The sequence below is a fragment of the Sphingomonas sp. genome, from assembly GCF_003248515.1.
Classification (GTDB): Bacteria; Pseudomonadota; Alphaproteobacteria; order Sphingomonadales; family Sphingomonadaceae; genus Sphingomonas_I.
The window spans coordinates 23874-36282 of sequence record NZ_QFOB01000010.1 but is presented as its reverse complement, the minus strand read 5'-3'; the positions used below and the strand labels follow the sequence as shown (position 1 = coordinate 36282).

The 12409-nt window shown below is 66.0% G+C and carries 13 protein-coding genes; 5 read left to right on the top strand and 8 right to left on the bottom strand.

Annotated elements, in window-relative coordinates; all coding sequences use genetic code 11:
• Positions 1–74 precede the first annotated feature (74 nt).
• Positions 75–965, top strand: coding sequence for a bestrophin family protein (locus DI605_RS15605; protein WP_293976028.1), 891 nt, complete (start codon positions 75–77; stop codon positions 963–965).
• On the opposite strand, the gene DI605_RS15600 is transcribed toward DI605_RS15605, so the two are convergent.
• Genes DI605_RS15600 through tyrS form a run of 3 tightly spaced genes read right to left on the bottom strand, consistent with a single transcriptional unit; the run spans position 946 to position 3845 of the window.
• Positions 946–1695: an EI24 domain-containing protein gene (locus DI605_RS15600; protein ID WP_293975740.1), complete on the bottom strand. Its 750-nt coding sequence runs from the start codon at positions 1693–1695 to the stop codon at positions 946–948. The two genes, DI605_RS15605 and DI605_RS15600, sit on opposite strands and share 20 nt — an antisense overlap.
• 28 nt (positions 1696–1723) lie before the next feature.
• Positions 1724–2602, bottom strand: a complete 879-nt coding sequence (locus tag DI605_RS15595) for a bestrophin family protein (protein WP_293975738.1) — start codon at positions 2600–2602, stop codon at positions 1724–1726.
• Between the two features lie 13 nt (positions 2603–2615).
• Entirely contained in the window at positions 2616–3845 is a 1230-nt protein-coding gene (tyrS, locus tag DI605_RS15590) for a tyrosine--tRNA ligase (protein ID WP_293975723.1), read from the bottom strand.
• 179 nt (positions 3846–4024) lie between these two features.
• Between tyrS and DI605_RS15585 the strand changes: the two genes are divergently transcribed.
• The 3 genes from DI605_RS15585 (at position 4025) to DI605_RS15575 (ending at position 6231) form a co-directional block, all read left to right on the top strand.
• Positions 4025–4645 (top strand): PEPxxWA-CTERM sorting domain-containing protein, encoded by a 621-nt coding sequence (locus DI605_RS15585; RefSeq protein ID WP_293975721.1) that lies wholly within the window; start codon positions 4025–4027, stop codon positions 4643–4645.
• A 153-nt stretch (positions 4646–4798) separates the two neighbouring features.
• A complete protein-coding gene (locus tag DI605_RS15580) occupies positions 4799–5905 on the top strand; it encodes an anhydro-N-acetylmuramic acid kinase (RefSeq protein WP_293976027.1) in 1107 nt (368 codons plus the stop codon).
• Complete coding sequence (locus DI605_RS15575; RefSeq protein ID WP_293975719.1) at positions 5902–6231, top strand: hypothetical protein; 330 nt, start codon at positions 5902–5904, stop codon at positions 6229–6231. Before DI605_RS15580 ends, DI605_RS15575 begins: the two co-directional genes overlap by 4 nt.
• A gap of 25 nt (positions 6232–6256) precedes the next feature.
• Here the strand turns inward: DI605_RS15575 and DI605_RS15570 are convergent, their stop codons facing one another.
• The 3 genes from DI605_RS15570 to DI605_RS15560 form a co-directional block, all read right to left on the bottom strand.
• Entirely contained in the window at positions 6257–6616 is a 360-nt protein-coding gene (locus DI605_RS15570) for a VOC family protein (RefSeq protein ID WP_293976025.1), read from the bottom strand.
• A gap of 85 nt (positions 6617–6701) precedes the next feature.
• A complete protein-coding gene (locus DI605_RS15565; RefSeq protein ID WP_293975716.1) occupies positions 6702–7364 on the bottom strand; it encodes a hypothetical protein in 663 nt (220 codons plus the stop codon).
• 98 nt (positions 7365–7462) lie between these two features.
• Entirely contained in the window at positions 7463–8899 is a 1437-nt protein-coding gene (locus tag DI605_RS15560) for an MFS transporter (protein WP_293975714.1), read from the bottom strand.
• Positions 8900–9095: 196 nt separating this feature from the next.
• On the opposite strand from DI605_RS15560, the gene DI605_RS15555 reads away from it, so the two are divergent.
• Positions 9096–10124 carry an aspartate-semialdehyde dehydrogenase gene (locus tag DI605_RS15555; RefSeq protein ID WP_293975712.1) on the top strand — a complete coding sequence of 343 codons (1029 nt, stop codon included), beginning with the start codon at positions 9096–9098 and terminating at the stop codon, positions 10122–10124.
• A 140-nt stretch (positions 10125–10264) separates the two neighbouring features.
• Here the strand turns inward: DI605_RS15555 and DI605_RS15550 are convergent, their stop codons facing one another.
• On the bottom strand, positions 10265–10978 hold the full coding sequence (locus tag DI605_RS15550) for a DUF4136 domain-containing protein (protein WP_293975710.1): 714 nt from the start codon (positions 10976–10978) through the stop codon (positions 10265–10267).
• A gap of 328 nt (positions 10979–11306) precedes the next feature.
• On the bottom strand, positions 11307–12308 hold the full coding sequence (gene trpS, locus DI605_RS15545) for a tryptophan--tRNA ligase (RefSeq protein ID WP_293975708.1): 1002 nt from the start codon (positions 12306–12308) through the stop codon (positions 11307–11309).
• Positions 12309–12409 lie beyond the last annotated feature (101 nt).

The following is a 12409-nucleotide window of genomic DNA, read 5'->3' as shown; positions in this document are numbered from 1 at the left end:
CAATCGAGCGTAGCACCGCGCGCCCGCTGGGCCGCGTCGCCATCCCCTTCCTTTCCAACGTTGGCCAGAATTCCATGATCCGCCGCCGCATGCCGCGCATTCGCCAGATCGTCGGTGATGTCTGGAAGGTTCTTGGCGTCCTGTTCTTCTGGGATGTGGCGGTCACCGCTTTCTATTTCATGATGCCCTTCAAGGCGCCGGCCCTGCCGCTCACCCTGTTTGGAACCGCGCTGGCGCTGTTCCTCGGCTTTCGCGACACATCCGCTTATGCCCGCTGGTGGGAAGGGCGCATTCTGTGGGGGGCGATGGTCAATGCCTCGCGCAGCCTTGCGCGCGCCTCCACCGCTTTTCTTGCCGGCGATGCGGCCGAATTGCGCGATCTGCGGCGCACGATCGTGCTGCGGCAGATCGCTTATGTCCACGCGCTGCGCTGCCAGCTGCGCCGGCAGGATCCGGCGCCGGACGTGCTGCGCCTGCTGAACCCGGAAGAGGGCCAGGAGGGGCTGGGGCGCACGAACGTCGCCAACGGCCTGCTCGATGGCACGGGCCGGCGGATCGCCGATGCCCAGCGCAAGGGCTATATCGATTCGATCCAGCAATCGCGCATCGAAAGCCTGCTGATCGATATCGCCAATGCCCAGGGCGGCATGGAGCGGATCAAGAATACGCCGCTGCCGAACGGCTTCCGTTTCTTCCCCGAATTCTTCACCCGTCTCTTCTGCCTGCTGCTCCCGATCGGGCTGGTCGAGACGCTGGGGATCGCGACGCCGATCGGATCGACGGTGGCGGGCCTTATGTTTCTGGTCGCTTTGCGTATTGCCGACGATCTGGTCGATCCCTTCGCCAATACGGTGCACGACGTGCCGCTGAGCGCGATCTGCCGTACGATCGAGATCGATCTGCTGCAGGCGATCGGGGACAAGGCGCCCGAGCCGCTTCAGCCGGTCAACGGGGTGCTTTGGTAAGCTCGTCCTCGTCGCGCTGATGGAAGAGGTGCGTCGTCATCGTCGCGCCGAGGAGCGGCGCGACGAGATTGACGATCGGCAGCAGGAATACGGCGGTGATGATGATGCCGATCGCCCCGCGCTCGATCCGGGTGGAGCGCAGCCACGCGCGGCGCCACGCCGGCACACCATGGCGGGCGGCGACCATCTCCCCGAAATCACGTCCCAGGGCCAGGCCGTTCGCGATCACGAACAGGATGATCGGGCCGATCCCGGTGATGAGCAGCAGCAGATAGAAGGGCAGCGCCAGCAGGTTGTACAGCAGCAGCCGCGCCGTCGATCGCAGGCCGAGCATGATTGCGCGGCCCGCTCCGCCCGGCTGCGCGGCCGCCGCCGCGGACGGATAATGGATCGCTTCGACCGCTTTGACCACGCGATCCGAATAGGCCGCGATCACGCCGAGCGCGACGGCCGGGAAGAGCAGCCATATGCCCAGTGCCGTAAGGATCAGGGCGCCGAGGCCGCTTGCCGACAGGCCCATGCGGCAACTTTGCAGGCCGAGCATCCCACAGGGATCGCTGCCGTCCAGCGCCCAGACGGTGGCAATGCCGAGCATGGCGAAGATCAGCACGGTGACGATCAGCGAGCGGATGAGGATCGCGACGATCGGAGGCTGGGCAAGATCGGCCAGCGCGAGGGGCAGGGCACGCAGCATCAGCGCGTCAATGGACCGTCGGTGGAGGAGTTCCACCGGCGGGAAACTCCCGCCGCATGGGGCCTCACCACAATATGCCCTGCTCCGGCTGAAGTGGGGGAGGCGCCGGTTCGCCCAGCGATTGCAGCAGATTGGCCTCGATCGTGCGTGACATGGCCGAGAGTGGGAGATCGTGGACGCTGTTGGCGAAGGGATCGGTCAGGTCCTGCCCGATCGCGAACACGGCGAGGAACATCAGGCTGGCCACCGTCGATCCGATGGGCGTCACATAACCCAGCGTCTCGACCAGCCCGATCGGGAGCAGCAGGCAGAAAAGGCGCGTGAAGAGCGCCGGCATGAAGCGATACTGGTTGGGGAGCGGCGTATTCTTGATCCGCTCCATGCCGCCCTGCGCATTGGCGATATCGATCAGGATCGCGTCGAGATGCGTCTGCTGGATCGTATCGATGCTGCCTTCCTTGAAGGCGGCGGCCACGCGGCACCCGATATCCTCCAGCAGGCTGTTTGCCGGATTCTGCGTTTCCAGCAGCGCGGTGGTCTCGGCATCGGGAAGGAAAGCGCGAACCTTTTCGTCCAGCGGCTGCCTGCGCAGCTGGCAGCGCAGGGCATGCACATAGGCGATCTGCTGGAGGATGATGGCGCGCGCGCGCGGATCATTGCGGCCGAGAAACGCCACAGCATTGCGCGCAAGATTGCGCGAGGCATTGATGAGCGAGCCCCACAGGCCCCGGCCTTCCCACCAGCGCTGATAGGCGGAATTGCTGCGAAAACCGAGGAACAGCGCCAGCGCCGAGCCGAACAGGGTGAGCGGCAGGGACGGCGCCTTGAAAGGCGAAACGATATAGAAGCCGGTGACGGCCACATCCCACACGACCAGACCGACGAGCGGCTTCCAGACCTCGCGGACGATCGTCTTGAAGTTGGGAATGCCGTCGATGATCATCGTGGGCTCCCGATCAGCGCGTCAGCAAAGCGTGGCGCTTCTTGCCGAGGCTGATCTTCACGTTCACATCGGCCTCCAACTGGATCTCGAACTTCTCGTCCCTGATCGGCAGATCGTTCAGGCGCACGGCGCCCTCGGCGATCTTGCGGCGCGCCTCGCCGTTCGATCCGGCGAGACCGAGCACGGTGAGCGCCTGGACGATGCCGATCGAACCGGACGGCACGGAGAGCCTGGGCAGCGCATCTCCGGCGCCGCCTTCCTCGAACGTGGCGCGCGCGGTGGCGGCGGCGACGGAGGCCGCGCCCCTGCCACGGCACATGGCCGTCGCCTCGTCCGCCAGCACCTTCTTCGCCTCGTTGATCTCGGCCCCTTGCAGCGATTCCAGCCGGGCGATCTCGTCCAGCGGCAGATCGGTGAACAGGCGCAGGAAGCGGCCCACGTCGCGATCGTCGGTGTTGCGCCAGAACTGCCAGTAATCGAAGTGCGGCAGCTGATCCTCGTGCAGCCAGACGGCGCCGGCCATCGTCTTGCCCATCTTGCCGCCATCGGCCGTGGTGATGAGCGGAGTGGTGACCCCAAACACCTCTCGCTGATCCATCCGGCGGGCCAGCTCGATGCCGTTGACGATATTGCCCCACTGATCCGATCCGCCCATCTGCAGGCGGCAGCCGGCGCGGCGCGACAATTCCAGGAAATCATAGGCCTGGAGAATCATGTAGTTGAACTCGAGGAAGCTCAGCGATTGCTCGCGATCGAGGCGCAGCTTCACGCTGTCGAAGCTCAGCATCCGGTTGACCGAGAAATGCTGCCCCACGTCGCGCAGGAAGGGGATATATTCCAGCCTGTCCAGCCAATCGGCATTGTTGACCATCACCGCATCCGTCGGCCCGTCGCCGAACGTGAGGAAGCGTTCGAAGATGCGCTTGATCGAGGCGACGTTGGTGGCGATGCCGTCTTCCGCCAGAAGCTTGCGCGCCTCGTCCTTGAAGCTGGGGTCGCCGATCTTGCCGGTGCCGCCGCCCATCAGCACGATCGGCTTGTGGCCGGTCTGCTGCATCCGGCGGAGCAGCATGATCTGAACGAGCGAGCCCACATGCAGCGAAGGCGCGGTGGGATCGAAGCCGATATAGCCGGGCACGATCGACTGGGACGCCAGCGCATCCAGCGCGGCGGGATCGGTGACCTGGTGGATATAGCCGCGCTCGTCGAGCAGGCGGAGGAGATCGGACGTGAATTGGGACATGGCGGCGCGCCTCTAGCAGGAGAGGGCGGGCGAGGCCACAGACGGGTTGTGGCGGCAGCCGTGCGCCCTTGCACCGGAAAGAAGATGGTTAACAGTGTGCAGAGCACTGAAAATCCTGTTTCGTACAGATTAACGTAATGTTAGGCGCTCTCCCGTGTTCGTCAGTAGGGGGGATTGAAATGATGTTGCGTGGTGTGAACAGGAAGGCGCTGTTCGGTGCCGTCGCGATGGCGGTGTCTTTGGTGATGGCAGCCTCCACACAGGCCGCAATTGTCAATTTCGATGACGTCAATGCCAGTGCCGGCGTGGTGGCGGTGCCGACCAATTATGGTGGGATAAGCTGGGATTCCGATCAGTTCGGAATCTGGAATTCCACCGGGAACGGCTTCTATCCGGCAGGGTCCTCGCCGAACGTGATGCTGGCGAACCGCCTCTCCAGCGGCTCCACCACGGAAGCCATGAGCTTTTCGTTCGCCGATTCGGTCACGTTCGAGGGCATGTATTTCGCGACCACGTCGACGGTCGGCAATCTCACCTATGATCTGCTTCTCGACGGGATCGTGAAGGCGACGGTGAATGTGGGCGCTGCCGCCGGCTATTATGCGTCGGGCTATGCCGGGGCTGTGGATCAGGTGACGATCAACGGCGTTCGCGGTTATTACGTCTTCGACAATGTTACCTACAGCGCCGGGCCTTCGGCCGTGCCGGAGCCGGCGACGTGGGCGATGTTCATCGGCGGGTTCGGGCTGGTGGGTGGCACGATGCGCCGCCGCCTGCGGGCGAGCGTCCGCTTCGCCTGACGGGATGATGCCGGGGCGGGGCGGGCGATGCCTCGCCCCGCCCCGGCATACGGCGTCCATCCAGCACGGCGGCACGCATCGAGCGGGGCTCGCCGGGGGTGGACGGGGTTGGCGCGCATGTGCCGGCCCGGCTAGGATCGCCGCATGGAAAAGATGCTGGCGATCGGATTGATGTCTGGCACCTCGCTCGACGGGGTGGATGCGGCGCTGATCGAGACGGACGGGCACGGACATGTCCGCCCGATCGCCTTCGTGGGCGACGATTATTCGACGGAGGAGCGCGCCGCTATTCGGCGCGCGGTGCAGCGCGCTTTGGAGATGGAGCATCCAGCCGAGGATCGGCTGATCCGCACCGCCGAAGTGATGCTGACGGCGCGCCATGCCGATGCGGTGGAGCGCCTGCTGGAACGGGCCGGCCTTTCGGCGGACGCGATCGGCGTGGTGGGCTTTCACGGCCAGACGATCGCGCACCGGCCGGATCGGGGTTGGACGTGGCAGATCGGGGACGGCGCCGCGCTGGCGGAGCGTGTGGGCATATCGGTGGTCGATCAGCTTCGCATCGCGGACGTGGCGGCCGGCGGCCAGGGCGCGCCGCTGCTGCCCGTCTATCATCGCGCCTTGTGCGCCGCCCTGCCGAAGCCCGTGGCGGTGCTGAATCTCGGCGGGGTCGGCAATCTCACCTTTATCGGCGGGGGCGACGAACTGATCGCCTTCGATACGGGGCCGGCCAATGGCCTCGTCAATCAGTGGGTGGAGAATGACACGGGCGCCCCCTTCGATGCGGGGGGCGCGCTGGCGGCGGCGGGGCGCGTGGACGGGGGCGTGCTGGCGACGATGCTCGACAATCCCTGGTTCGCGCTGCCCGCGCCCAAGAGCCTCGATCGCCACGACTTCACCGATCGGGCCGCCATCGGCCTCGGGCTGGAGGATGGCGCGGCGACGCTGACGCGCTTCACGGCCGAGACGGTGGCGCTGGCGCTGCGGCTGCTGCCGGAAGCGCCCCGGCGGATGATCGTGGCGGGTGGCGGACGACATAATCCCACGCTGATGGCGATGATCGGGGAGGCGTGCGGTCTGGCGCCAGAGCCGATCGAGACGCTCGGCTGGAATGGCGATGCGACTGAGGCGGAGGGTTTCGCCTATATGGCGGTGCGCAGCCTGCGCGGCCTGCCGATCAGCTTTCCGGGAACGACCGGAGCGCCTCGCGCGCTGACGGGCGGGACGATCCGGTCCCCCGACAGGAAAGCGAGGGTTGCTTGAAAAGGCTGACGATCATGATGCTGGCGGCGGCGATGCCAGCCACGGCCTCCACGGCCTCAACGCCCGCCGCATGGAGCGGCATGCATCTGGCGGCCCGGCGCGCCTGCATCGCGGCCGCCGGACTGCGGACGCCCGAGGTTTCCGCTCCGCTGGATTTTTCGGACAGGAGCGCCAGGACGGCGCTGCTGGTGCGCGGCACCTATCCCCAGCGCTTCATGAAGGGCGCAACCGGCACCTTCCTGTGCCTCTATGATCGCAGGACCAAGACGGCGGAGGCGATGGAAGCCCCGGGCTTCGCGATCGATCCGGCACGGCCGGGCAAGTGACGGGCGGGAAGGGCGCGTGACCCGCTCAATCAGCGGCGTCGGGCTGCCATAATTCCAGTGGATTGCCCTCCGGATCGTGGAGGCGGACGAAGCGGCCGACGCCCGGCATATCCCATTCGGGATCGGTGATGATCTCGATCCCGGCCGCGCGGAGGCTGGCGCACAGCGCATCGAGATCGTCCACGCGCAGATTGAGCATCCAGCCCCGATCGGCGGTGAAATAGTCGCTGTCGGCGGGGAAGGGCGAGAAGACGCTGGGGCCGGCGTGCGTTTCCCACGCGCCATAGGGCGCCGAGCCCACGCCGAGATGTTGGGCATACCATGCGCGAAGCCCGTCGGGATCCTTCGCGCGGAAGAAGAAGCCGCCGATACCCGTCACGCCTATGATCGCCTCCGCCGGCCGAGGATCGAAGCCGCTCCCCTGATATCAGGCTGCGTGCGGCCTTGCACGCCTGGGCAGATGGGGGGCTTCAGCCCAGCCGCGCGCTCGATCGCGTCGCCAGCAGATCGAGCAGGCACTGATGGTGAAGCATGATCTGGCGCGCGCCGAAGACCAGCGTGCGTTCCAGTCGCGGCTTGTCCGGCATGGAAGCCAGCATGTGCGCGGTATCGTCCTCGCTTGGCAGGCGCAGGGGCGCGAACGGCACGTTAAGCCGTTCCGCCGCCGCTTCCATCGTCGCGCGGATCGGCAGCCAATCGTGCAGCAGGCCCACGGCCGCGCCGATCGCGCAGCCGAATCGATCGGACCGGGCAATCGTCGCCATCGCCTGACGCTGGGCGAGCAACGCCGATACCGTCGCCGCCTCTCCGGGCGTGCTCGGTACAGGGCCGGCCGCGACGATCAGCTGGCCGAGATTGCCGCGTTCGTTGGCAAAGCCGCGTGCGGCATCCGCCAGCCAGGCATCGCCGCCGGGCCAGATATTATGTTCGGCGACCAGCTCGATCAGGCCGGGCTGGGGGCCGTGCAGCATCGTCAGCAGATGCAGCATGTCCGAAAGATTGCGAGTCGCATCGGAGCCGGCGTTCAGTTCGGCGGAATGAAGCCAGGAATGCGTGGCGCTGCCCTCTCCCGCGACCAGCGAGGTCAGCAGTCCGGCCCGATCCGGGGCGGAGGTTTCCAGGGCGACGCGCATACACGGCTCCAATCAAGTGCGTTTCGACCCCTCATGACCGGACTCTTATACCGGACCGCGTAAGGATTTGGTTACCGGCGTCTTCGCCCTGATTTTTGTCAGGCGGCGCCGACATCGCCGTGCGCGCCGGGCTGGGCCGCATTCGTTTCATGCCCTGTCGGGTTGCGGACGGAGGGGCGCAACCGCGCGATGCTGCACAGGCCGGCCACGATGGCGAGGCCCGCCGCCAGCATCGCCGGCACGTGCGAAGTGGCAAAGCCGAGCGCCAGCACGGTGGCGACGCCGGTGGCCCCCATCGTCTGCCCGACGAGACGGGTGGTGGAAACGAGGCCACCCGCCGAGGCGGCCCGCTCGCGCGGGGCGGAGCCCACGATCAGCCGGGCATTGGGCGAAAGGAACATGCCGAAGCCCGCGCCGCACAGCGACATGCGCCATGCCACGTCGAAATAGGCCGGGTGCGCAGGCAGGAAGGCGAGCAGGCACAGCGCCGTGGTGGCGATGACCATGCCGATCCCGCCGAGCAGCCCGGCCGGATAGCGATCGGACAGGCTGCCCGCGATCGGCGCGACGATCATCGTGGTGAGCGGCCAGAGCGCGAGCATCGCGCCGACCTCGCTGGGCTGGAGGCCGTAGCCATGCTGGAGCCGGAACGGCAGCGAAAGGATGAGCATCTGCGATGCGCTGAACGCGAGGAAAGCGCCCGTGACCGACAAGGCGAGCACGGGGCGTGACAGCAGATCGACCGGCAGGATCGGCGCCGCCTGATGTCGCTCATGCAGGACGAGTGCGACGCCGAACAACAGGCCGATGCCGACGATGGCGAGGCTCACGACGGGCGAATTGCCGTGCACCAGCGCCTCCAGCCCGGAAATGACGAGACCGAACGTCGCCATGTTCAGCATCGCGCCGGCGAGGTTGTAGGGGCCGGTCTGGCGCGGCGGCACGTCCGGAAGCGCCCAGCGGCCGAGCGCGAGCGACAGGATGGCGAAGGGAGCTGCCATGGCGAACACCCATGGCCAGGGCGCCACCGCGAGGATGAGGCCGCCGGCGGAGGGCGCCAGTGCCCCGGAGACCGAGCCCATGATGTTGTTGAGCCCCAGCCCGCGGCCGAGATGCTTCGGCGGATAGATGACGCGGATCATCGCCGCCATTACGGAGAGCGCCGCCGCGGCCCCAGCCGCCTGAAGCGCGCGCACAACGAGCAGGAAGCCTAGGCTGTGCGCGAAGAAGCAGAGGATGGTGGCGATCGTGAAGACGACCTGCCCGCCCTGATAGAGGCGCTTCAGCCCGATCCGGTCGCCCAGAGCGGAGAAGGGCAGCAGCGCCATGACCAGCACGAGCTGGTAAACCGTGACGACCAGCACGGCGGACGAGGAATCGACGTGCAGATCGCGCGAGATGGTGGGCAGCGTCACGGTGGCGATCGCGCCATCGATGATGGTGAGCATTGTGCCCAGGCTGATGGCGGCCACCGCCAGGCCGAAGCGCCATCCCTCCAGCCCCACCGATGGTATGGCCGCATCCTGTTGCGTCAATTCACGATTCCCCGCCGCCATGTCGCTGGAGATGCTCGCCGTTATGCCGGGCGGGCGATCCTGTCAGGCCCTATTCGTACAGGATAGGGAGCGTTTCGCTTTTTGCACGCAGCGAAGGCGTGGGATCAGGCGAGAGGCAGCGCTTTCCCATTCGGCGATCAGGCTCTAAGGCGCCCGCGTCAAAGGAGCTTCCATCATGGGTTATCGTGTCGTCGTCGCGGGCGCGACCGGCAATGTCGGTCGCGAAATGCTCAACATCCTCGCCGAGCGCGAATTTCCAATCGATGAGCTGGCCGTGCTCGCCTCCGCGCGCAGCCAGGGCGACGAGATCGAGTTTGGCGAGACCGGCCGCCGCTACAAGATCCGCAACATCGAGCATTTCGACTGGGCAGGCTGGGACATGGCCCTGTTCGCCATCGGATCGGAGGCGACGAAGAAATATGCCCCGATCGCGGCGGCCGCCGGCTGCACCGTGATCGACAACAGCTCGCTCTACCGCATGGATCCGGACGTGCCGCTGATCGTGCCGGAGGTGAATCCGGAGGCGATCGACGGCTATCGGAAGAAGAACATCATCGCGAACCCCAACTGCTCGACCGCGCAGATGGTGGTGGCGCTGAAGCCGCTGCACGACGAGGCGAAGATCACGCGCGTGGTCGTCTCGACCTATCAGTCCGTCTCGGGCGCGGGCAAGGCGGGGATGGACGAACTGTTCGAGCAGAGCCGCAACATCTTCGTCGGCGATCCGGCCGAACCGAAGAAGTTCACCAAGCAGATAGCCTTCAACGTGATCCCCCACATCGATAGCTTCCTTGATGACGGCTACACCAAGGAAGAGTGGAAGATGGTCGTCGAGACCAAGAAAATCCTCGATCCGAAGATCAAGGTGACCGCGACGTGCGTGCGCGTGCCCGTGTTCGTCGGCCATTCGGAAGCGATCAACATCGAGTTCCAGGAAGAGATTTCGGCCAGGAAGGCGCAATCCATCCTGCGCGAGGCGCCGGGCATCATGCTCGTCGACAAGCGCGAGGACGGCGGATACGTGACGCCGATCGAGTGCGTGGGCGAATATGCGACCTATGTGAGCCGCGTGCGCGAGGATCCGACCGTGGAAAATGGCCTCGCGCTCTGGTGCGTGAGCGACAATCTGCGCAAGGGCGCGGCGCTCAACGCGGTGCAGATCGCCGAACTGCTGGGGCGGCGTCACCTGAAGAAGGCGGCCTGACCGGCGACCGCCCCGACCGTCGCGCAAGGGCTTGTCCCGGCGCGACGGGGGCGGGCTCACCCCGAAAACGGGTGATTGACCGACAAAAAAAGGGCGCCCCGCAGCCGGGGCGCCCTTCTTCCAAGCGTTGCGGATCCGGATCAGTGGGCGCCGGCCGGAGCCGTGCCACCGCTCTTGGAGGCCGGCGGCACGGTGATGAGCACATCCTCGCCCGAGCGGCCGGGAAAGCCGGTGAACATCGCCTCGATCAGCTTGGGAATGACGACCGGCAGGCTATCTGACACGGAGCGGGCACGGGCGCGGCCTTCGAACAGCACCTTGCCATCCTCGGCATTGTTGATGCGCATCACGAGGTGGCTGACATAATAGGTATAGCTGTTGACCTCGGGATAGCCGAACGGCTGATACCAGAAGGGATCGTTCCAGCCATAGGCCCAGCCACGGCCGTAAAAGCCCCGGCCACCATAACCCCCCCAGGGGCCGCCGAAGCCGCCATAACCCCATGGCCCGCCCCAGCCACCATATCCGCCATAGCCGAAGCCGGGCGTCGTCACGACCTTCTCATGACCATTGTCGACGCCATAATCGAGATTGACGATCAGCGTCGGCTTGCCGCCCGCCACCTGATGATAGCCCTGCTGGATCAGGCGCGCGGCGATGAGCTGCGAGTAATGGGTGAATTCCAGCCCGCCCTGCATCTGCGGATCGGATGCCTGGATCAGGAAGGTCTGCCCTTCCGGTGCGGGCATCATCTGGAAACGCGAGACATCGGCGCGGAACGGCGCGGCGCAACCACCGAGCGACAGAAGGGCGACGGGGGCGGCAAGGGCGAGGAGCGAACGGCGGACAGACATGGACTTATCCCGAACTTGACAGGCCATCCCTAAAATAAGGCGGCTGAACCGACATTGAACGTTGTGCGAACATCGGAGTTGCTCGACTCATCGCTCGATACCGAGACCGTAACGATATCGCCGGCTTAGCGGGGTGGAAATGGCCACGTGGCGGGAATGCGACGGGGCGAGGTAAAGCGCGGCGCTGCGACTGGCCCGGCAAGAACGGGGCAGCGCAAGGCGCGCCATCCGTGCAGAGTTGCCCTCAAGCCGGCTCCTCTCCCGGAGATTGCTTCGCTTCCCTCGCGACCGGAGCCGTGGAAGGCCGGGCACGCGCGGTCGCGTCGCCTTACAGGCCCATCGCCTCATAGGTGGCGGCAAGCGTGGGGGCCGCCAGAGCCCGCGCCTTTTCCGCGCCCTTCGCGAGCAGGCGATCCAACTCGGCCGGATCACCCTGAAGCTCCACAAGCCTCGCGGCAATCGGCGCGAGCTTCGACACGGCGAGATCGGCGAGTGCGGGCTTGAAGCGCCCGAAGCCCTGGCCGCCATATTCCGCCAGCACGGCCGCGACATCGATCCCGGCGAGCGCGGCATAGATATCGACGAGGTTCTTAGCTTCCGGGCGACCTTCGAGCCCTGCCGCCTCGGAAGGAAGCGGCTCGGGATCGGTCTTCGCCTTGCGCAGCTTGGCGGCGATCGTGTCGGCATCGTCCGTCAGATTGATGCGCGCCTGATCCGAGGGATCGGATTTGGACATCTTCGCGCTGCCGTCACGCAGGCTCATGATCCGTGCCGCATCGGGCGGGATCATCGGTTCGGGCAGGGTGAACAGTTCCACGCCATAATCGGTGTTGAACTTGGTCGCGATGTCGCGCGCCAGCTCCAGATGCTGCTTCTGATCCTGGCCGACCGGAACGTGGGTGGCCTGATACAGCAGCACGTCCGCCGCCTGCAGCACCGGATAGGTATAGAGCGCGACGCTGGCGCCCTCGCGATTCTTGCCGGACTTGTCCTTGAACTGGGTCATCCGGTTCAGCCAGCCGACCCGCGCCGTGGCGTTCAGCAGCCATTGCAGCTGGGCATGTCCGGTCACGGCGCGCTGGCGGAACAGGATCGAGCGATCGGGATCGATGCCGCAGGCGATCAGCGCGGCCGCCATCTCGCGAATGCCCTGCGCGAACGCCTTCGGCTCCTGATATTCGCTGATCGCGTGGAGATCGGCCAGGAAGAACAGGCATTCCCCGCCTTCCGCCCCGAGACGATCCTGCATCACCACCCAATTGCGGATGGCGCCCAGATAATTGCCGAGGTGAAGATTGCCCGTGGGCTGGATGCCGGAGACTGTGCGCATGATGCCGCGCCTGTCGGCCAGACGCCCGGCGCGGTCAAGCTTCACGGAGACATTCGGCCGTTTAACCTTCCGGAAGGGATGTTCGCTTACGTAATGAATCC

Excerpts from the sequence above, each read along its gene's own strand:
- DI605_RS15605 (WP_293976028.1), top strand. The coding sequence starts at position 75 with ATGATCCGCCGCCGCATGCCGCGCATTCGCCAGATCGTCGGTGATGTC.
- DI605_RS15595 (WP_293975738.1), bottom strand. The coding sequence starts at position 2,602 with ATGATCATCGACGGCATTCCCAACTTCAAGACGATCGTCCGCGAGGTC.
- tyrS (WP_293975723.1), bottom strand. The coding sequence starts at position 3,845 with ATGTCCCAATTCACGTCCGATCTCCTCCGCCTGCTCGACGAGCGCGGC.
- DI605_RS15585 (WP_293975721.1), top strand. The coding sequence starts at position 4,025 with ATGATGTTGCGTGGTGTGAACAGGAAGGCGCTGTTCGGTGCCGTCGCG.
- DI605_RS15580 (WP_293976027.1), top strand. The coding sequence starts at position 4,799 with ATGCTGGCGATCGGATTGATGTCTGGCACCTCGCTCGACGGGGTGGAT.
- DI605_RS15565 (WP_293975716.1), bottom strand. The coding sequence starts at position 7,364 with ATGCGCGTCGCCCTGGAAACCTCCGCCCCGGATCGGGCCGGACTGCTG.
- DI605_RS15555 (WP_293975712.1), top strand. The coding sequence starts at position 9,096 with ATGGGTTATCGTGTCGTCGTCGCGGGCGCGACCGGCAATGTCGGTCGC.
- DI605_RS15550 (WP_293975710.1), bottom strand. The coding sequence starts at position 10,978 with ATGTCTGTCCGCCGTTCGCTCCTCGCCCTTGCCGCCCCCGTCGCCCTT.
- trpS (WP_293975708.1), bottom strand. The coding sequence starts at position 12,308 with ATGCGCACAGTCTCCGGCATCCAGCCCACGGGCAATCTTCACCTCGGC.